The organism is Arthrobacter sp. TE12232 (genome assembly GCF_054062615.1).
On record NZ_JBSSFK010000001.1, the window covers coordinates 4,666,229 to 4,683,917 of the forward strand.

Genomic DNA, 17,689 nt, shown 5'->3' on the forward strand with positions numbered 1-17,689 from the left:
TGCCGGCCACAATCATCAGTTCAGGTGAACTGGAAAACCTTAGAGTGCGTTGACCTTCTTGGAGATCGCGGACTTGCGGTTTGCAGCGTTGTTCTTGTGAAGAACGCCCTTGCTGACAGCCTTGTCCAGCTTACGGCTGGCAGTTACCAGAGCAGCAGACGCGGCATCCTTGTCGGTGGACTCAACGGCGGTGTTGACGGCGCGGATGGCAGTCTTCAGCTCGGACTTGACTGCGTTGTTGCGCAGGCGAGCCTTTTCGTTGGTCAGGATGCGCTTCTTCTGGGACTTGATATTAGCCACGTGTGAACTCTCTTTTTCAATGCGGAAAATGGTCTAGAGGGCTTTCAGATTGGCCATTGACTGAGCGGCGTGGGGATACCTATGGCGACCAACCATCTGTGGCCGTCGACCTGCACGGACACACAGCTGTAAATAATAGCAGAGATGCCGCTGCAGGCACGAGTGCGGCGGCGATCCGGCGGTGCGTCCCGGCGCCAGGCGGGTCAGCTCCAGCCGTAGCGCTTCCGCAGGGCCGAGGCGATGAGGTCGAAGCGGCCCGCGTCCAGGACCGCTCCTTCGCGCCGGATATCCTTCGAGTTGATCTGCAGAACCCGGTCCAGCTTCGCTTCGCTCGGCCGCCATTGGCGGTCCCAGGGTCCCGTGCCGATGTCCACGTAGTCGTCCGCGCGGCGGGCGTCGCCGTCGTGGTCCTTGCTCGTCAGCATCAGGCCCAGCAGGTAGCGGCCGGTGGTGCCGACCAGCAGCACCGGACGGTCCTTGCCCTGGGAGTGGTCCTCTTCATAGGGCACCCAGGTCCACACGATTTCGCCGGGCTCGGGCAGGCCGTTCGGTGCGGGGGCATAGCGGACCGTCGCGCGTCCCCGGAAATCGCCGGGGTAGGTCCCGGTCAGTCCGGCGGCAGGGGCGCCGCCCGTCCGGGTCGAAGCTCCCGTCCGGGACTGCGCCGGCCGCCGCTTCGCAGTCGGCTTCCCGGCCGGTTTGCGTGTCGGCTTTGCGGCGGGTCCGCGGGTGGTGCCCGGCGCGGAGCCGCCAAGTTTGTCTAAGAAGCGCAGTGCGTCGCGGACCGCGGTGCCGATCGAGCGTAAGTTCCAAGCCATGGGGAAACCATACCGGGAGGCTCTGGGCAGAGTCCGCAACGGAATGCAGGGATGCACTGCCACGGGCCCGGACGTGGGAGACTATTGGAACGACAAATGCGCCACGTCGCAGGATGGGGAACCAGCATCCGCGCCGACCCGTGGACAAGCCACCAGAAATGCCAACAGTAAGGACCCTGCGTGTCTCCCATGGCCCGCACCGCCCCGGTGCCCGCCGCAACAGATCCGGCCATCATCCGGAACTTCTGCATCATTGCGCACATTGACCACGGCAAGTCCACACTGGCCGACCGGATGCTCCAGTACACCGGCGTTGTCCAGTCCCGTGACATGAAGGCCCAGTACCTGGACCGCATGGACATTGAGCGCGAACGCGGCATCACCATCAAGTCCCAGGCAGTCCGCATGCCCTGGGAGCTCGACGGCGTCAGCTACGCGCTGAACATGATCGACACTCCCGGCCACGTGGACTTCACCTATGAGGTCTCGCGCTCACTCGCGGCCTGCGAAGGCGCGGTGCTGCTCGTGGACGCGGCCCAGGGCATCGAGGCGCAGACCCTCGCCAACCTCTACCTGGCGATGGAAAACAACCTCACGATCATTCCGGTCCTGAACAAGATCGATCTCCCGGCGGCCCAGCCGGAGAAGTACGCGGCCGAACTCGCCAACCTGATCGGCGGCGACCCCGACGACGTCCTTCGCGTCTCCGGCAAGACCGGCGCCGGCGTGGAAGTCCTGCTGGACAAAATCATTCGCGACCTTCCCGCCCCGGTCGGCGATCCGAACGCCCCGGCACGGGCCATGATCTTCGACTCGGTCTACGACACCTACCGCGGCGTCGTCACCTACGTCCGCGTGGTCGACGGCATGCTGCACCCGCGCGAACGCATCCAGATGATGTCCACCCGCGCCACCCACGAACTCCTGGAAATCGGCGTCAGCTCCCCGGAGCCCACACCGTCCAAGGGCCTCGGCGTCGGCGAAGTGGGTTACCTCATCACCGGCGTGAAGGACGTCCGCCAGTCCAAGGTGGGCGACACCGTCACCAACCTCGCCAAGCCGGCCAGCGAATCCCTGCCCGGCTACGCCGATGCCAAACCGATGGTCTTCTCCGGCCTGTATCCGCTGGACGGCACGGACTATCCGGTGCTCCGTGACGCGCTGGAGAAGCTGATGCTCAACGACGCCGCGCTCGTGTACGAGCCTGAAACGTCCGCCGCGCTGGGCTTCGGATTCCGCGTCGGCTTCCTGGGCCTGCTGCACCTGGAAATCACCCGCGAGCGGCTCGAGCGCGAGTACAACCTGGACCTGATCTCCACCGCCCCGAACGTGGAGTACGAGGTGACGCTGGAGGACAAGAAAGTCGTCCACGTCACCAATCCCAGCGAGTACCCCACCGGCAAGGTCGCTGAAGTCCGCGAACCGATGGTGGCTGCAACGATCCTGGCACCGAACGAGTTCGTCGGCGCCATCATGGAGCTGTGCCAGAGCAGGCGCGGCGTCATGGGCGGCATGGACTACCTTTCCGAGGACCGGGTGGAAATCCGTTACCGCCTGCCGCTGGCCGAAATCGTCTTCGATTTCTTCGACATCCTCAAGTCCAAGACCCGCGGCTACGGCTCGCTGGACTGGAAGGCCGACGGCGACCAGGTCGCAGACCTCGTCAAGGTGGACATCATGCTCCAGGGCGAGCAGGTGGACGCGTTCTCCGCGATCACGCACCGTGACAAGGCATACGCGTACGGCGTGATGATGACCGGCAAGCTGCGCGAACTCATCCCGCGGCAGCAGTTCGAGGTGCCCATCCAGGCCGCCATCGGCTCACGGATCATCGCCCGCGAAAGCATCCGCGCCATCCGCAAGGATGTGCTTGCCAAGTGCTACGGCGGTGACATCACCCGAAAGCGCAAACTGCTGGAGAAGCAGAAGGAAGGCAAGAAGCGCATGAAGATGGTGGGCCGTGTCGAGGTCCCGCAGGAAGCCTTCATCGCCGCCCTCACCACGGACGAGTCCAAGGACAAGGCCAAGAAGTAGCGGTGCTTGCCATGACTGTTGCTGCCGTGCCGGCAGGCCGGGCCTGTGCCTAGCGTCCTTCCCCTCGGCGACCCGGCGCCGTCGGACGGGCTCCTGCCCGCCCAGGCGGCCGACGGCGCTGCTCAGCGCGCCTTCGGGCTCTACGTGCACATCCCGTTCTGCGCGGTGCGCTGCGGGTACTGCGACTTCAACACCTACACCGCGACCGAGCTCGGCGGCGGGGCCTCCCAAGACGCCTACGCCGCCACCGCGATCGCCGAGGTGGACTTCGCCGCCCGCGTCCTGAACAATTCCGGCGTGCCCCAACGCCCGCTCAGCACCGTCTTCTTCGGCGGCGGCACGCCCACGCTCCTGCCGGCGGAGGACCTGGCGCGCATTCTCACGGCTGCGATCGGGGCCTGGGGCCTGCAGCCCGGCGCCGAAGTGACCACGGAAGCCAATCCGGATTCCGTCACCCCGGAATCCCTGCAGCTGCTGGCCGACGCCGGGTTCACCCGCGTCTCCTTCGGCATGCAGTCGGCCGTGCCGCACGTCCTGAAGGTCCTGGACCGCACCCACACGCCCAGCCGGGTGCCCGAGGTGGTGCAGTGGGCACGGCAGGCGGGGCTCGCGGTCAGCCTTGACCTGATCTACGGAACGCCGGGGGAATCCTTGGCTGACTGGCGCTACTCGCTCGAGACCGCCCTGTCCTACGGTCCCGACCACATCAGCGCCTACGCACTGATTGTGGAAGACGGCACCAAACTTGCGGCGCAGATCCGCCGCGGCGAGGTGCCGGAAATCGACGACGACGACCACGCCGCCAAATACGAACTCGCCGACGAACTGATTTCCGCGGCCGGGCTCGCCTGGTACGAGGTCAGCAACTGGTCCCGCACCCCCGAACAGGCCTGCCGGCACAACCTCGCCTACTGGCGGGGGGACGACTGGTGGGGCATCGGCCCCGGGGCGCACTCGCACGTCGGGGGCGTCCGCTGGTGGAACGTCAAACACCCCACCGCCTACGCCAACCGTCTCGGCACCGGCGCGTCGCCGGCCGCCGGGCGGGAAACGCTGGACACCGAGACCCGCAACGTGGAGCGGGTCATGCTCGAGGCCCGCTTGAACTCCGGGCTGGACATCCCGAGCCTCGGCGGCCTGGGGGACACCGGCAGGCACGCGGTCGCCGGGCTGATCGCCGACGGCTTGGTGGACCCCGCCGCCGCCTTCAAGGGGCGGCTGGTCCTCACGCTAAAGGGCCGGCTCCTGGCCGACGCCGTGGTCCGCAGGATCCTGCCGGACTAAGGCGCTGCCCCTCTGGCCGGGGAGCCCGGCCGCGCCCGGGCCGTGGATACACAAAGAGCCGGCCGCTGCCCCTTTGGGGGCAGCGGCCGGCTCATTCTGTTCGGGACCGGAGGTTTGGGGCCGGGCCGGCTTAACGCCGGGTTGCTTGATCCCGGTCTATTTGATCCAGCGCAGGTTGAACTCGTAGCGGTGCGGCTGGCCGCGGTTGACATGGATACCCGCCGCCACCGAGAAACAGGTCACGGCGATCCAGATCACCGTGGCGAGCACGGCAAAGAGGTTGCCCACCACGGGAATGAAGACCAGCAGATTGGCGAGCACGGCCGCGATGGTCGGCGGCAGGGTGAAGTTGAGGGCTTCCTTGGACTCCTGGGCCGTGAACGGGCCACGGTCCTTGAAGATCAAGTAGATCAGCAGCGACGGCACGCAGCCCAGGATGCCGCCGAAGTGCGCCAGCGTGGCCCACTGCCGGTCCTCGCCGGCCGTCAGCGGCAGCGCATTTGCCGGAACGCCATGGTACGGGGGCTGGCCATGGCCGGCCTGGTTGCCCGTGTGTTCGCGTGCGTTATCTGCCACGGTGAAGCCCTTCGGATTGCGGTGATGCGTTGCTGCCTGGGTTGTGCCTGGAATAGCCGGGACCGCGCTGGGAGCGCGGCCGCCGTTTCAAGAATACTTGCTTGGGCGCGTAAATGGAGATCACGGAGCGGCCGCCGCGGCGCGCTACGGCACGGTCAGGAAGTCAATGACCTCTTCGACGCGGCCCAGCAGGGACGCCTCCAGGTCGGCGTAGCTGCGGACCGCGCCGAGGAGCTTCTGCCAGCCGAGGCCGATGTCCTCCTTGGTGGAGTGGGGCCACCCGAACGCCGTCAGGATGCCGGTTTTCCAGTCCACGCCGCGGGGGATCACCGGCCACCGCTCAATCCCCAGGACCGCGGGCCGGATGGCCTGCCACACGTCCACGTAGGGGTGGCCCACAATCAGGACGTTGCCCGCGGCACCCGGCGAAGCCATGACGGCGTCGGCGATCCGCGACTCCTTGGAATCGGGCACCAGGTGGTCAACCAGCACGCCCAGCCGGCGCCCCGGACCCGGGCGGAACTCCGCCACCGCGGCCGCGAGGTCGTCAATGCCGTGCAGCGGCTCGACGACGATTCCCTCCACCCGGAGGTCATCGCCCCAGACCTTCTCCACGAGCTCGGCGTCGTGCTTGCCTTCCACCCAGATCCGGCTGGCCTTGGCCACCTGTGCGCGCTGTCCCGCCACCCGGACCGAGCCCGACGCCGTGCGGCCGGGACCGGCGGCCGGCGCCGCCTTCGGCGCCGGAGGCATCAGCCGGATCGGCTGCCCCTCCAAAAGGAAGCCAAAGCCGAGGCGGAAGGACCGGGACTTGCCCCGCCGGTCCTCCAGCGCCACCACGTGCATGCCGCCGGACTTCTCCACCCGGGTCACGGCGCCCACCCAGCCGGACTGGACCTCCTCGAGGACCATCCCGCGTTCCACCGGGACTTCCGGCAACTGCGTCTTGGCGGGGGCGGACAGGTCCTGGGGCCCCCAGTTCTGGTACGACATCTCTACACGCTTACTTTGCACTCGGAATGTACGGCGGTCGGTGGAACTCTCCGGGGCCCGAAGGGGCCCGAACCGGACCACAGGGGCGCGGCGACGGTAGCGGCTGCCGCGGTTCCCGCGCCGTCGTGACGGATCCCCGTGATCCCGCAGGCAACGCCCGGAGCGAATCCAATGCTAACAACGCGGCGACTCATATTAGACTGGTTAGCACTTAGGCATGTCGAGTGCTAACCCCTGTCCGGTCACGGACCGCCCCCGCACGACGCGGGGACGCGAACCGAACGGTCCTGGGGCGGCACCGGCTGCGGGACCGTCGATTGGAGGTGGAGCGTGAGCGAACCACGCAAACTTGAAGTGCTGCGCGCCATCGTGGAGGACTACGTCCATTCCCGCGAGCCAGTCGGGTCCAAGGCGCTGGTTGAACGGCACCATCTTGGTGTCTCCAGTGCCACGATCCGCAATGACATGGCCGCACTGGAAGACGAAGGCCTCATCACGGCACCGCACACGAGTGCCGGCCGGATTCCGACGGACAAGGGCTACCGGCTCTTCGTCGACCAGATCTCGGCCGTCAAGCCGTTGTCTCCGGCCGAGCGCCGGGCCATCCAGGCGCTGCTGGAAGGATCAGAAGACCTCGACGACGTCCTCGACCGCACCGTGCGGCTCCTGTCCCAGCTGACCAACCAGGTCGCCGTCGTGCAGTACCCGCTGCTCAGCCGCGCCCGGGTGCGGCACATCGAATTCGTGCTGCTGGCGCCCCGGAAGGTCCTGGCGGTCCTGATCGCGGACACCGGAAAGGTGGAGCAGCGCGTGATCGACGTCGGCCAGGAGATTGCCGACGACGCACTGGCGGAGTTGCGCACCCGTTTCCTGGCCAGCCTCTCCGGAACCCCGCTGAGCCTGATGCCGCAACTGCTGCCCGCCGTCGTGGCGAGCGGCCCGCCGGCGCGCCGCGGCGCAGCCCAGGCCCTGGCCCGCGGCCTCGAGGCCCTGGCCACGAGCAGCCGCGAGGAGCGCATGGTCATGGCCGGCACCGCCAACCTGGCCCGCTCCAACGTGGACTTCCCGCTCAGCATCGGCCCCGTGCTGGAGGCCCTCGAGGAGCAGGTGGTCATGTTGCGCCTGCTCAGCGAAATGGCCGAAGACCCGCGCGGTGTCACGGTCAGCATCGGACGGGAGAACCCCTACGACGGCCTCGCCGAGGCCTCGGTGGTGGCCACCGCCTACGGGCCGGACGCCACGGCCAAGGTCGGAGTCCTCGGGCCCACCCGGATGGACTATCCCACCACCATGGCCGCCGTCCGCGCGGTGGCCCGCTACCTTTCGAGGATCCTTGGGCCCTGACCGGCCCGGGACCGAACGCTACTTTTTGCCCGACAGGCAGTGCCCCACAGGCAGAACAACAAGGAAGAGATACACACTTTGAGCAGCCACTATGACGTTCTTGGAGTCTCCCGCGACGCAACGGGGGAGGAAATCAAGAAGGCCTACCGGAAACTGGCCCGGACCCTTCACCCTGACGTGAACCCGGGGGAGGACGCCTCGGACCGGTTCAAGGCGGTCACCCACGCCTACGAGGTCCTTTCCGATCCGCAGAAGCGCCGGGTCTATGACACCACCGGCAATGAGAACGGCACCGACAACGGCTTCGGCGGCGGCAGCTACTCCGGCCAGGGCTTCGCCTTCCAGGACATCTTCGAGACCTTCTTCGGCGCCGGCGGCGGCCAGGGCGGCCCGGCGTCCCGGATCCGCCGCGGCCAGGACGCGCTGATCAGCGTACGGATCGACCTCCGCGACGCTGTGTTCGGCGTCAACAAGAAGCTCGAAGTGGACACGGCCGTCATCTGCCCCACCTGCGAGGGCTCCTGCTGCCGCGAGGGCAGCCACCCGGTCCGCTGCGACATCTGTGGCGGCAGCGGCCAGGTCCAGCGTGCCGTGCGGTCCATCCTCGGCCAGGTCATGACGTCGGCTCCCTGCGGCTCCTGCGAGGGCTTCGGCACCGTCATCAAGGACCCCTGCAACGAGTGCAGCGGCCAGGGCCGGATCCGCAGCCGCCGTTCCCTGACCGTCAAGGTCCCGGCCGGCGTTGCCACCGGCACCCGTATCCAGCTGTCCGGGCAGGGCGAGGCGGGCCCCGCCGGCGGCCCGGCCGGTGACCTGTACGTGGAGATCCGGGTCAACAATGACCCTACCTACGTCCGCGACGGCGACGACCTCCACGCCAGCCTCAACATCCCCATGACGGCTGCCGCGCTCGGCACCGAAATCACCCTGGAGACCTTCGACGGCGAGCAGGAGATCGACGTCAAGGCCGGCACCCAGTCGGGCGAGGTCATCACCCTGCGCGGCCTCGGTGTGACGCACCTGCGCGGCCACGGCCGCGGCGACCTGAAGGTGCACCTGCAGGTTGAAACGCCGGTCAAGCTCGATCACGCCCAGGAAGAACTCCTCCGCCAACTGGCCAAGCACCGCGGCGAACACTTCACCGCGGGAAAGCTTGCCGCCAGCGGCGGCGTCTTCGCCAAACTGCGGGATCGGCTCGGTAACCTGTAGCGGTGAGTAACCCGGTCTTCTTCACCGCCCCAGGCGCCCTGGACCAGCAGGTCCCCGGCTCGGACTTCGTCCTCGAAGGCGCCGAAGCCCGCCACGCCATCACCGTCAAGCGGCTCGCCGTCGGGGAGGCCGTGGATATCGCCGACGGCGCCGGCAAGCGCCTGACCGGCACCGTCGCCGCCGTCGCTCCGGGCGAACTGACCGTCGAGTGCCTGGACCTCCTGGCGGAGCCGCAACCCGCGATCCGGCTGGTTCTGGTCCAGGCCCTCGCCAAGGGCGACCGCGACGAACTCGCGGCCGAAACCGCCACCGAACTGGGCATCGACGCCGTCATTCCCTGGCAGGCCGAGCGGTCCATCGTGCGGTGGAAGGCCGAACGTGCCGCGAAGGCGCATGCAAAGTGGCAGTCGGTGGTGACCGCGGCCGCCAAGCAGGCCCGCCGGGCCTGGATCCCGGAAGTCCGGGCCGCCGTCGACGGTGCCGGGCTGCAGGCGGCCGTGGCAGCCGCGGACCTCGCGGTCATCCTGCACGAAGACGCCGTCCGCCCCCTGCGGCAAGTGCTTGAGGCCTGGCTGGACAGTGCTGCTGAGGGCGAGGCGGCGCCCGGCAGCGACGGGCCCCGTGAAGTACTGCTGATCGTGGGCCCGGAAGGCGGCATCAGCCCGCGGGAGGTCACCCGGCTGTGCGACGCAGGAGCGGTGACAGCCCTGCTGGGCCACCATGTGCTGCGCTCGTCCACGGCAGGACCCGCCGCCACCGTGCTGGCCAGCGACATCCTCGGACGCTGGTAGCCGGCAGCATGACTATTTGCCCGTTACTATTTGCCCGTGACTAGTTGACCGTGAAGCCGCGGGTGTCGGTGAACACTTCCCTGGAGCTGTCCGCCGGGTCCACCTGGGACACGCGGACTTCATAGCGTCCCGGGCCGAGGTTCACGGACAGGGTGAACAGCCCGGACTGCGCGGAATCGGCCGAAGCCGTCGCGTTGCCATTGAGATAGGCGGATTTGGCGTTATCGCCGTCCACCTTGAGGATCTCCCAGCGAAGCTTCCCGCCTTGAACGGTGCTCCGGCCGCTGATCTTGACGGACCCGTCAGCGACGGACATGCCTTCCTGCGGATCAATGATCCACACGGGGGCAACCATCCCGGCACTGCGCGACGTCGGAGCGCCGAGCCGGACGTGGTTGAAGGCGACATAGTCCGTATGCCCGTCGACGAGGACTACCACCTGGACCTGCTGTCCGGAATCGATAAGGCCCGCGCTGGCGGCAGCTGCCGTCGCGGTGTAGACGAGCTGCTGGATGGCGCGCTCGGCCATGGCCGCGTCCACGTTGCTGTTGAAAGCATCCGCCGAGACATCCACCGTGATCACGTTCTTGCCGGAAATCGACGTCGACAGCTTCTTCGGATTCTGCCACGGCGTGAAGAAGTCCGGGTCGAGCGGCTTCTGGGACATCATTACCCGCAGGGCGCGCGTGACCGGGTTGTCCTGATCCGGGACGTCACGGAACTCGCGGTACAGGAACGCGTTGTCGTTGCTCCGCCCGATCCAGTACACCGGGGCCTTGTTGGAGGTCTGCGCGGTCTCCAGCGGAGCGCTGGTGGTGGGGGCGCCCGACGCCGCGTCCGGAATTAGCTCCGATGGGCTGCTGGAATTGGTGATGCCGCCCTGAGGAGTCGCCACGCAGCCGGACAGAAGGAGAGCGGCGGGCAGCACGAGCACCAGCGCGACGCGACGGACACGTCCCGCTGCTGACTGTTGACCCTCACGCTGCCTGATGCTGCTGTCCCTTCGTGTGCCACGCCGCGCCGGGCGGGAATGATCCGTTTTGTCGGCGGCATGGACCGCCGGTGGCTGCCTGTCCTTGGCCTGCCGGGCGCCCGGCCCGGAGCCCTGGAGGACAGCCGAATTCCAGCATGGCACACGGGCCCGGGGCGAAAGCCCGGTTTGGGGGCGCCCGGCGGAACTGCAACGGGAACGATATGAGGCCGATGCGAAGTTGATACATAATGTCGGGAACCATGTCCCGCCGGGCAGCGGCTGCCACGAGAGGTCCGGCCTCGGTGGCGTTGCACTTCAGCAGTGAAGGGACTGCCTCAGCCTATTCCGGTGTTCCGGAATTCGGGCAGCACGTCGGCGTTTCCGGGATAGACCCACCGGGACGATTCCCGGGCGCCCTTCACGAATATTGAGCATGTGAATACCGTATGCCGGCGCTGCGACAGATTCTTTACGTCATGCTTCCGTCCGTGACGCGTTGCGTCGCAGCGCGACTGTGCGTTTCTGCCGGGGTTGGGAAGCGGCGTCCGGGGTGGTTGATTGAGGGCACAGACTTCGAAAGGACCCGCCATGACGGAACATTCTGACCTCAGCCCACGCCGGCTCCGGACCATCCTGGGCCACTTCGCCACCGGCCTGGCCGTGATCACCGCGGCAACGAAGGACGGTCCCGCCGGCTTTACGTGCCAGTCCTTTTCCTCTCTGTCGCTGGAACCTGCCCTCGTGTCCTTCAGTCCTGCGCGGACCTCAAGCACCTGGCCTCTGCTGCGCGAGGCGGGCCGGTTCACCGTGAACATCCTCCCGGCCGAACATCAGCACCTGGCGGCGCAGTTCGCCCGTTCCGGGGCGGACAAATTCGCCGGCGTTTACCACTCGCCGTCGCCGCTGGGGAACCCTGTCCTCGACCACGCGCTGGCCTGGGTGGACTGCGAACTGCGCCAGGAGTACGACGGCGGGGACCACACGATTGTTGTCGCCGCGGTCCGTGCACTGAGCGCCCGCGCCGACGCCGAGCCGCTGCTCTTCTACCGGGGCAGCTATGTTGGCGTCCGATCCCGGGCAGGGGTGCTGGAGAGCGTGGGATGACCATGCTGAGGTCGCCATCGCGCCGCGGGGGTCGCCGCGGAACCCCACTGCCGGACACTTTCGACGCGCGGGGTTTCCCTGAAGACTGGGGCTCCATAAAAGTCGGATCCAGTGTCGAAGTGGTCATCTCGGCTCACCACGCCTACGTGGGTCGCACCGATTCCAAGACGCCCGACTCAGCAGTCGTCCGGGTCGTCAGTGCAGGGTGCCACGGACGCCGGATGTACGGGCATCGCGACGGCATCCGTCTGCTGGGCATCATCCCCGGGGGCACGGCATGAGCGCCGTGTGGATCGCGCTGGCGTGCGGTCTCGGGCTGGCGGCCGGCGGCGTCTGGGCGGCCTGGTCCCTGATGACGGAGGCGCCCGCCCGGCCGGTCCAGGAGGACGCTCCGGAGCCGGATAGCGCCGACCCGTCCTTCCCGCGCACAGGGGCCCACTGGCTTGATGGTTACGTTATCTTCGGGAACACCTACAACTAACGGCGACGTCCTGGTGCGCCTCAGCGGCCCGGCACGCGGGCGGCGCCGGACCCTGACCGGCGTCGGGCGCGCCGCGCTGGCGTAAGATGGAAGGACCCGGTGACCCCGGCCGCGGGCGGTGCGAACCGCCGTCGGCAGGGATCACGGGGACCGACCATATTCATACTGGAGGGGACCAGAGGCCCGCGGGCCAACACCATGACTGAAGCAGCGAACGGCAAGGCCCGGTTCAGCGCCGGAGAGCGCACCGCAGGGGAATTCCCCCACTCCCTACCAGGGTTGCGGACGGAGGTGGTCTTGTTCGACGACTCAGAGCAGATGGTCCAGTCGCTGGGCAGCCATGACGAAGCCCTCCGGTTCATCGAAAACCAGTACCCTGCCGTTGACTTCCATGTCCGGGGGAACGAGCTCGCGATCAGCGGTCCGGCCGCCGACGTGCCGCGCATCATGCGCCTGCTCAACGAGGTGCGCGGGCTGGTGGCCCGGGGCACAGTCATCACCCCTGCCGTCCTGCAGCAGCTTGTGTCCATGCTCCGCAGCCAGTCACTGCAGAACCCCGTGGAAGTGCTGACCACCAACATCCTTTCCACCCGCGGCAAGACCATCAGGGCCAAGACGCTGAACCAGAAGAACTACGTGGACGCGATCGACGCCAACACGGTGATCTTCGGGATCGGGCCGGCCGGTACCGGCAAGACGTACCTGGCGATGGCCAAGGCGGTCCAGGCCCTGCAGCAGAAGGAAGTCAGCCGGATCATCCTGACCCGTCCTGCCGTCGAGGCGGGGGAGCGTCTGGGCTTCCTGCCGGGCACCCTGAGCGACAAGATCGACCCCTACTTGCGGCCGCTGTACGACGCCCTGCACGACATGATGGACCCCGAGTCCATTCCGCGGCTCATGGCCGCCGGCACCATCGAGGTGGCCCCGCTGGCGTACATGCGCGGCCGCACGCTCAACGACGCCTTCATCATCCTCGACGAGGCCCAGAACACCACGCCGGAGCAGATGAAGATGTTCCTGACCCGCCTGGGCTTCGGCTCCAAGATGGTAGTCACCGGCGACATCACCCAGGTGGACCTTCCCTTCGGCACCCGTTCAGGGCTGCGGATCGTCGAGGAAATCCTGCAGGGGATCGAGGACGTCAACTTCTCCGTGCTGGATGCCTCCGACGTCGTCCGGCACCGCCTGGTGGGGGACATCGTCAACGCCTACAGCATCTGGGACGAAGTCCAGAGGAACCGGGTCAAGCATTCCGTTGCCCGGGAGACGCGGGGAGAACACGCATGAGCATTGAGGTCAACAACGAATCCGGCGTGGCGGTCGACGAGTCCGAGCTCGTGGCCCTGTCGCGTTTCATCTTCGAACGCCTCTACATCCACCCGCAGGCGGAACTGTCCATCCTGCTGGTGGACGAACCGGCCATGGAAAAGCTGCACATCGAACTGATGGACGAGCCCGGCTCCACCGATGTCCTCTCGGTGCCGATGGACGAACTGACCCCGGGCACGCCGGACAAGCCGACCCCGCAGGGCATGCTCGGCGATATCGCCATCTGCCCCCAGGTGGCCGAGGTCCAGGCCCGGAACGCCGGCCACTCCACCCAGGACGAGATGCTGCTTCTCACCACGCACGGCATCCTGCACCTGTTGGGTTATGACCACGCCGAGCCGGAGGAAAAGGAAGAGATGTTCGGGCTGCAGCGCGAACTCCTGACCGCGTTCACCGGCAAAGAGGCCCCGTCAGAGACGATTCAGTGACCCCACTGATTCTTGCCGGCATGGCGCTGGTGTTCCTTAGCTTTGCCGCGGTGCTGACCGCTGCCGAGTCCGCCTTCAACTTCCTGCCCCGGCACGACGCCGAACAGGCGGTCCTGAACAGCCGGGGCACGTCGCTGAAGCGGATCCTGGCGCAGCCCGTGGGACACATGCGCGCCCTCCGGTTCTGGCGGATCTGGTTCGAGATGGCCTCCGCCGTCGCCGTGACCGTCCTCCTGCACAGCCTGCTGGACAACGTGTGGCTCGCCGGCCTGGCCGCCACCGGCATCATGGCAGTGATCGGTTTCGTGATCGTCGGCGTCTCTCCCCGGCAGCTTGGCCGGGTGCACTCCGCCGCCCTGGTCCGCTTCAGCGCGCCGCTCGTTCGATTCCTTTATGCCGTGCTCGGCCCGATTCCGGGCTGGCTGGTCAGCCTGGGCAGCGCAGTCGCCCCCGGCGCGCCGGCGGACAACGAGGCCTTCTTCAGCGAAGAGGAATTCCGCGAACTCGTGGACCGCGCCACCGAGTCCGACGTGATCGAGGACAACGAGGCCGAGCTGATCCAGTCGGTCTTCGACTTCGGGGACACCCTGGTCCGTTCCGTCATGGTGCCGCGGACCGACATCCTCACCATCGACTCCGGATCCAGCCTGCACCGCGCAATGTCGCTCTTCCTGCGCTCCGGGTACTCGCGGATCCCGATCATCGGCGAAAACACCGACCAGATCCTGGGCATTGTGTACCTCAAGGACGTCGCCGCTGCGCTGCACAACCTGGGCCCGGCCGAGGAGCCGCCGGTGGTCGACGAACTCGCCCGGGAGGTCCGCTATGTGCCGGATTCGAAGCCGGTCAGCGACCTGTTGCGGGAACTCCAGAAGGAATCGACGCACGTGGCGATCGTCATCGACGAATACGGCGGAACAGCAGGGCTGGTCACGCTCGAGGACCTCATCGAGGAGATCGTCGGTGAGATCGTGGACGAATACGACACCGAAAGCGCCGAGGCCGTGGCACTCGGTGACGGGAGCTACCGGGTTAGCGCCCGCATGAGCATCGATGACCTCGGCGAGCTCTTCGACCTGGAGCTCGACGACGACGAAGTGGACACCGTGGGCGGCCTGCTCGCCAAGGCCCTCGGGCGGGTGCCGATCGTCGGCAGCACCGTCCAGGTCCACGGGCTGTCCCTCCGCGCCGACCGGCTCGAGGGCCGGCGGAACCGCGTCAGCCACATCATTGCGGCCACCGTAGCAAAAGAAGAAACTGACCTTGAAGACCTTCTCGACGAGGCCGCACCAATTCAACAGGGAGTCTCACGTGAGCAAGCAGAATAAGTCCGACGGCGAAGCAGCCCACGGCGGCTACCGCGCCGGTTTCTCGGTGCTGGTAGGGCGCCCCAACGCGGGCAAGTCCACCCTCACCAACGCCCTTGTCGGCCAGAAAGTGGCGATCACCTCGGCCAAGCCGCAGACGACGCGCCACACCATCCGGGGCATCGTTCACCGGGACGACGCCCAGCTGATCCTCGTGGACACCCCGGGCCTGCACCGCCCGCGCACCCTGCTGGGAAAGCGGCTGAACGAACTCGTCGCGGACACCCTCGCCGAGGTCGACGCGATCGGCTTCTGCCTTCCTGCCAACGAAAAGATCGGCCCGGGCGACAAGTTCATCGCCGCCCAGCTGGCCGCCGTCGGCAACAAGCCCATCATCGCAATCGTGACGAAGGCCGATACCGTGGACCGCCAGGCCCTCACTGAGCAGCTGCTCGCCGTCGCCGCCCTGGGCCGCGAGGTCCGCGGCGAGGACGGCTGGAACGACATCGTCCCGGTCTCCGCCACCGACGGCTTCCAGGTCGACACCGTGGCCGACGTCCTGATCAGCCACATGCCGGCCTCGCCGCCGCTGTACCCGGACGGGCACCTGACGGACGAGCCCGAAGCTGTCATGATCGCCGAACTCATCCGGGAAGCTGCCCTTGAGGGCGTTCGCGATGAACTGCCGCACTCCCTGGCCGTCGTGGTCGATGAGATCGTGCCGCGGGAAGGGCGTCCCGAAGACCGGCCGTTCCTCGACGTCCGCGTCAACCTGTACGTGGAACGCCCGTCCCAGAAAGCCATCATCATCGGCAAAGGCGGCGCCCGGCTCCGCGAGGTCGGCACCAACGCGCGCAAGGCGATTGAGGCGCTGCTCGGTGCCCGAATCTATCTCGACCTGCACGTCAAGGTGGCAAAGGACTGGCAGCGCGATCCGAAGCAGCTCGTCAAACTCGGCTTCTGAGCCGTACCTTTAGTAAGGCCTCTAACGGGGCCGGTAGTTGGGCTGTGACCGGGCCGCGGGTTCGCCCCGCCGCTCCCAAGAGCGGGCCCATCGGCATTTTCTCAGTTTCGGACACTAAAATGGGCAAACTCCCCGTTCGTGAAGGAAGGCTCAACAAGTGGCTCGACCCCGTGATAACCGCGCCGACGGATCCGCCCCGCCGGTTCGGTCATCCGCTGCTGCCCGCCACACCGGCGAAACCGCCGTCGGGCCGGCCCGCCACCTCGGCGCCGTCCGGCGGACTCCCACCTGGCTGAAAGTCACCACGGGCGTCCTCGCGGTCCTCCTGGTCGGCGTGATCGCGTTTGGCGCCTACTGGGTGATCCGGCTCCAGGGCAACATCACCAAGGCCCCGCTGAGCGCCGGCAGCGTCAAGTCCGAGAACTCCGTGAACGACTCGACGGACCGGATGCAGATCCTGATCCTCGGCTCGGACACGCGCGACGGGAAGAATGCCCAGTACGGCTCCAGCGCTGATTCCACCGGCTACGGGCACTCGGACGTCATGATGCTCATGGACATCTCCGCGGACAACAAGCGCGTCAACGTCGTCAGTTTCCCGCGCGACCTCCTGGTCGATATCCCCCAGTGCACGGATCCGAAGACCAACAAGGTCTACCCGGCCCAGAAGGGCGTCATGATCAACTCGGCAATGTCCGAGGCCGGGATCGGCTGCGCCGTGGACACCGTCAACAAGCTCACCGGACTCCAGATCGACCACTTCATGATGGCGGACTTCAACGCCGTCAAGGAACTCTCCAACGCCGTCGGCGGTGTGGAGGTGTGCGTCAGTGACGCCGTCTACGACCCCGACTCCAAGCTCCGGCTGCCCAAGGGCACGTCCACCGTGCAGGGGGAGCAGGCGCTGTCCTTCGTCCGCACGCGGCACGCCTTCGGTGACGGCGGTGACCTTGGCCGCATCAAGGCCCAGCAGGGCTTCCTGTCATCCCTCACCCGGAAGATCAAGAGCGACGGCACCCTCACCAACCCGGCACGGATGCTCGGCATCGCGGACGCGATCACCAAGAACCTCACCATCGACGACGGCCTGGCGTCGGTGCCGACGCTGCTGACCGTGGGCAACCGGCTCAAGAACATCGACGTCGGCAAGGTGGCCTTCGTGGCCACGCCCACCGTTCCGGCCGAATCGGACCCCAACCGGCTGCAGCTGGCCGAACCCGCGGCGTCGCAGCTTTTTGCCGCCATGCGCAACGACGTTGACCTGACGGATCCGACCGCGACGCCGAGCGCCGCCCCGGCTGCCAGTGCCACGCCGGCCCCGAGCGCCCCGGCACCGGCCTACGACAAGACGCTGCAGCCGGTCACCGTTGCCAACGGTTCAGGGGTGCCCACGCGGGCCCAGGAGATCATCCAGGCCATCAAGGGCGCGGGCTTCACCAAGGTGGGCCAGCTGACGGCCCGGCCCGTCGCGACCACTGCCGTCTACTACGGTGCGGACTACGCTGACGTGGCCGCCGATGTCGCGGCCCTCCTCGGCGTGGCGCCGGGCCAGGTGCTCCCGGCGGCCGGTGTCGTCGGAGTCCAGGTGTACCTGGGCGCCGATTTCGCCAACGGAACACCGACGGCCGCCGCGACGCCGCAACTCCCCGCGGACATCGTCAACCAGACGGCCGGCGACACCGTCTGCCAGCAGGCGAACCCGGCCCTGATCACCCGCTGATCCTCAGGGGCCGTCCGGTTTCGCTGCGCTGGAA

General features: G+C 67.4%; 18 protein-coding genes. 13 read left to right on the top strand and 5 right to left on the bottom strand.

Going from position 1 to position 17,689, the window contains the following annotated elements:
- Positions 1-39: 39 nt before the first annotated feature.
- Positions 40-300, bottom strand: coding sequence for a 30S ribosomal protein S20 (gene rpsT, locus ACVWZ7_RS20860; RefSeq protein WP_091251700.1), 261 nt, complete (start codon positions 298-300; stop codon positions 40-42).
- Positions 301-503: 203 nt separating this feature from the next.
- Positions 504-1,118 (bottom strand): type II toxin-antitoxin system PemK/MazF family toxin, encoded by a 615-nt coding sequence (locus ACVWZ7_RS20865; RefSeq protein ID WP_456508986.1) that lies wholly within the window; start codon positions 1,116-1,118, stop codon positions 504-506.
- A gap of 180 nt (positions 1,119-1,298) precedes the next feature.
- Between ACVWZ7_RS20865 and lepA the strand changes: the two genes are divergently transcribed.
- Entirely contained in the window at positions 1,299-3,152 is a 1,854-nt protein-coding gene (gene lepA, locus ACVWZ7_RS20870; RefSeq protein WP_202615892.1) for a translation elongation factor 4, read from the top strand.
- Positions 3,153-3,197: 45 nt separating this feature from the next.
- A complete protein-coding gene (gene hemW, locus ACVWZ7_RS20875; RefSeq protein ID WP_344367436.1) occupies positions 3,198-4,436 on the top strand; it encodes a radical SAM family heme chaperone HemW in 1,239 nt (412 codons plus the stop codon).
- Positions 4,437-4,592: 156 nt separating this feature from the next.
- Here the strand turns inward: hemW and ACVWZ7_RS20880 are convergent, their stop codons facing one another.
- Entirely contained in the window at positions 4,593-5,012 is a 420-nt protein-coding gene (locus tag ACVWZ7_RS20880; protein WP_091251696.1) for a DUF4870 domain-containing protein, read from the bottom strand.
- A gap of 144 nt (positions 5,013-5,156) precedes the next feature.
- Entirely contained in the window at positions 5,157-6,005 is an 849-nt protein-coding gene (locus ACVWZ7_RS20885) for a DUF3097 domain-containing protein (RefSeq protein WP_116767668.1), read from the bottom strand.
- Positions 6,006-6,335: 330 nt separating this feature from the next.
- Here ACVWZ7_RS20885 and hrcA point away from each other — a divergent pair, with 330 nt between their 5' ends.
- From hrcA to ACVWZ7_RS20900, 3 genes are all read left to right on the top strand, one after another.
- Positions 6,336-7,349, top strand: a complete 1,014-nt coding sequence (gene hrcA, locus ACVWZ7_RS20890) for a heat-inducible transcriptional repressor HrcA (protein ID WP_116767670.1) — start codon at positions 6,336-6,338, stop codon at positions 7,347-7,349.
- Between the two features lie 78 nt (positions 7,350-7,427).
- Positions 7,428-8,558, top strand: a complete 1,131-nt coding sequence (gene dnaJ, locus ACVWZ7_RS20895) for a molecular chaperone DnaJ (RefSeq protein ID WP_456508987.1) — start codon at positions 7,428-7,430, stop codon at positions 8,556-8,558.
- Positions 8,559-8,560: 2 nt separating this feature from the next.
- On the top strand, positions 8,561-9,349 hold the full coding sequence (locus ACVWZ7_RS20900; protein WP_456508988.1) for a 16S rRNA (uracil(1498)-N(3))-methyltransferase: 789 nt from the start codon (positions 8,561-8,563) through the stop codon (positions 9,347-9,349).
- 40 nt (positions 9,350-9,389) lie between these two features.
- On the opposite strand, the gene ACVWZ7_RS20905 is transcribed toward ACVWZ7_RS20900, so the two are convergent.
- A complete protein-coding gene (locus tag ACVWZ7_RS20905; RefSeq protein ID WP_237563483.1) occupies positions 9,390-10,283 on the bottom strand; it encodes a GerMN domain-containing protein in 894 nt (297 codons plus the stop codon).
- A 627-nt stretch (positions 10,284-10,910) separates the two neighbouring features.
- Here ACVWZ7_RS20905 and ACVWZ7_RS20910 point away from each other — a divergent pair.
- The 8 genes from ACVWZ7_RS20910 to ACVWZ7_RS20945 all read left to right on the top strand — a co-directional run bounded on the left by ACVWZ7_RS20910 (position 10,911) and on the right by ACVWZ7_RS20945 (position 17,655).
- Complete coding sequence (locus ACVWZ7_RS20910; RefSeq protein ID WP_456508989.1) at positions 10,911-11,426, top strand: flavin reductase family protein; 516 nt, start codon at positions 10,911-10,913, stop codon at positions 11,424-11,426.
- A gap of 119 nt (positions 11,427-11,545) precedes the next feature.
- The gene (locus ACVWZ7_RS20915) at positions 11,546-11,707 is read left to right on the top strand and encodes a hypothetical protein (protein ID WP_344367432.1); all 162 of its coding nucleotides are present in this window, start codon (positions 11,546-11,548) and stop codon (positions 11,705-11,707) included.
- Complete coding sequence (locus ACVWZ7_RS20920) at positions 11,704-11,907, top strand: hypothetical protein (protein WP_344367431.1); 204 nt, start codon at positions 11,704-11,706, stop codon at positions 11,905-11,907. The genes ACVWZ7_RS20915 and ACVWZ7_RS20920 overlap by 4 nt, the downstream gene beginning before the upstream one ends.
- Positions 11,908-12,105: 198 nt before the next feature.
- Positions 12,106-13,194, top strand: a complete 1,089-nt coding sequence (locus ACVWZ7_RS20925; RefSeq protein ID WP_116767679.1) for a PhoH family protein — start codon at positions 12,106-12,108, stop codon at positions 13,192-13,194.
- Positions 13,191-13,664 (top strand): rRNA maturation RNase YbeY, encoded by a 474-nt coding sequence (ybeY, locus tag ACVWZ7_RS20930; protein ID WP_091251681.1) that lies wholly within the window; start codon positions 13,191-13,193, stop codon positions 13,662-13,664. Before ACVWZ7_RS20925 ends, ybeY begins: the two co-directional genes overlap by 4 nt.
- Positions 13,661-14,992 (top strand): hemolysin family protein, encoded by a 1,332-nt coding sequence (locus ACVWZ7_RS20935; protein WP_116767681.1) that lies wholly within the window; start codon positions 13,661-13,663, stop codon positions 14,990-14,992. Before ybeY ends, ACVWZ7_RS20935 begins: the two co-directional genes overlap by 4 nt.
- Entirely contained in the window at positions 14,976-15,935 is a 960-nt protein-coding gene (gene era / locus ACVWZ7_RS20940; RefSeq protein ID WP_116767683.1) for a GTPase Era, read from the top strand. Before ACVWZ7_RS20935 ends, era begins: the two co-directional genes overlap by 17 nt.
- A gap of 157 nt (positions 15,936-16,092) precedes the next feature.
- On the top strand, positions 16,093-17,655 hold the full coding sequence (locus tag ACVWZ7_RS20945) for an LCP family protein (protein WP_116767685.1): 1,563 nt from the start codon (positions 16,093-16,095) through the stop codon (positions 17,653-17,655).
- The last annotated feature ends 34 nt before the right edge of the window (positions 17,656-17,689 follow it).

Bases quoted from the DNA above. Each gene is read 5' to 3' on its own strand.
- ACVWZ7_RS20865 (WP_456508986.1), bottom strand. From the start codon at position 1,118: ATGGCTTGGAACTTACGCTCGATCGGCACCGCGGTCCGCGACGCACTG.
- ACVWZ7_RS20885 (WP_116767668.1), bottom strand. From the start codon at position 6,005: ATGTCGTACCAGAACTGGGGGCCCCAGGACCTGTCCGCCCCCGCCAAG.
- ACVWZ7_RS20910 (WP_456508989.1), top strand. From the start codon at position 10,911: ATGACGGAACATTCTGACCTCAGCCCACGCCGGCTCCGGACCATCCTG.
- ACVWZ7_RS20920 (WP_344367431.1), top strand. From the start codon at position 11,704: ATGAGCGCCGTGTGGATCGCGCTGGCGTGCGGTCTCGGGCTGGCGGCC.
- ACVWZ7_RS20925 (WP_116767679.1), top strand. From the start codon at position 12,106: ATGACTGAAGCAGCGAACGGCAAGGCCCGGTTCAGCGCCGGAGAGCGC.
- ybeY (WP_091251681.1), top strand. From the start codon at position 13,191: ATGAGCATTGAGGTCAACAACGAATCCGGCGTGGCGGTCGACGAGTCC.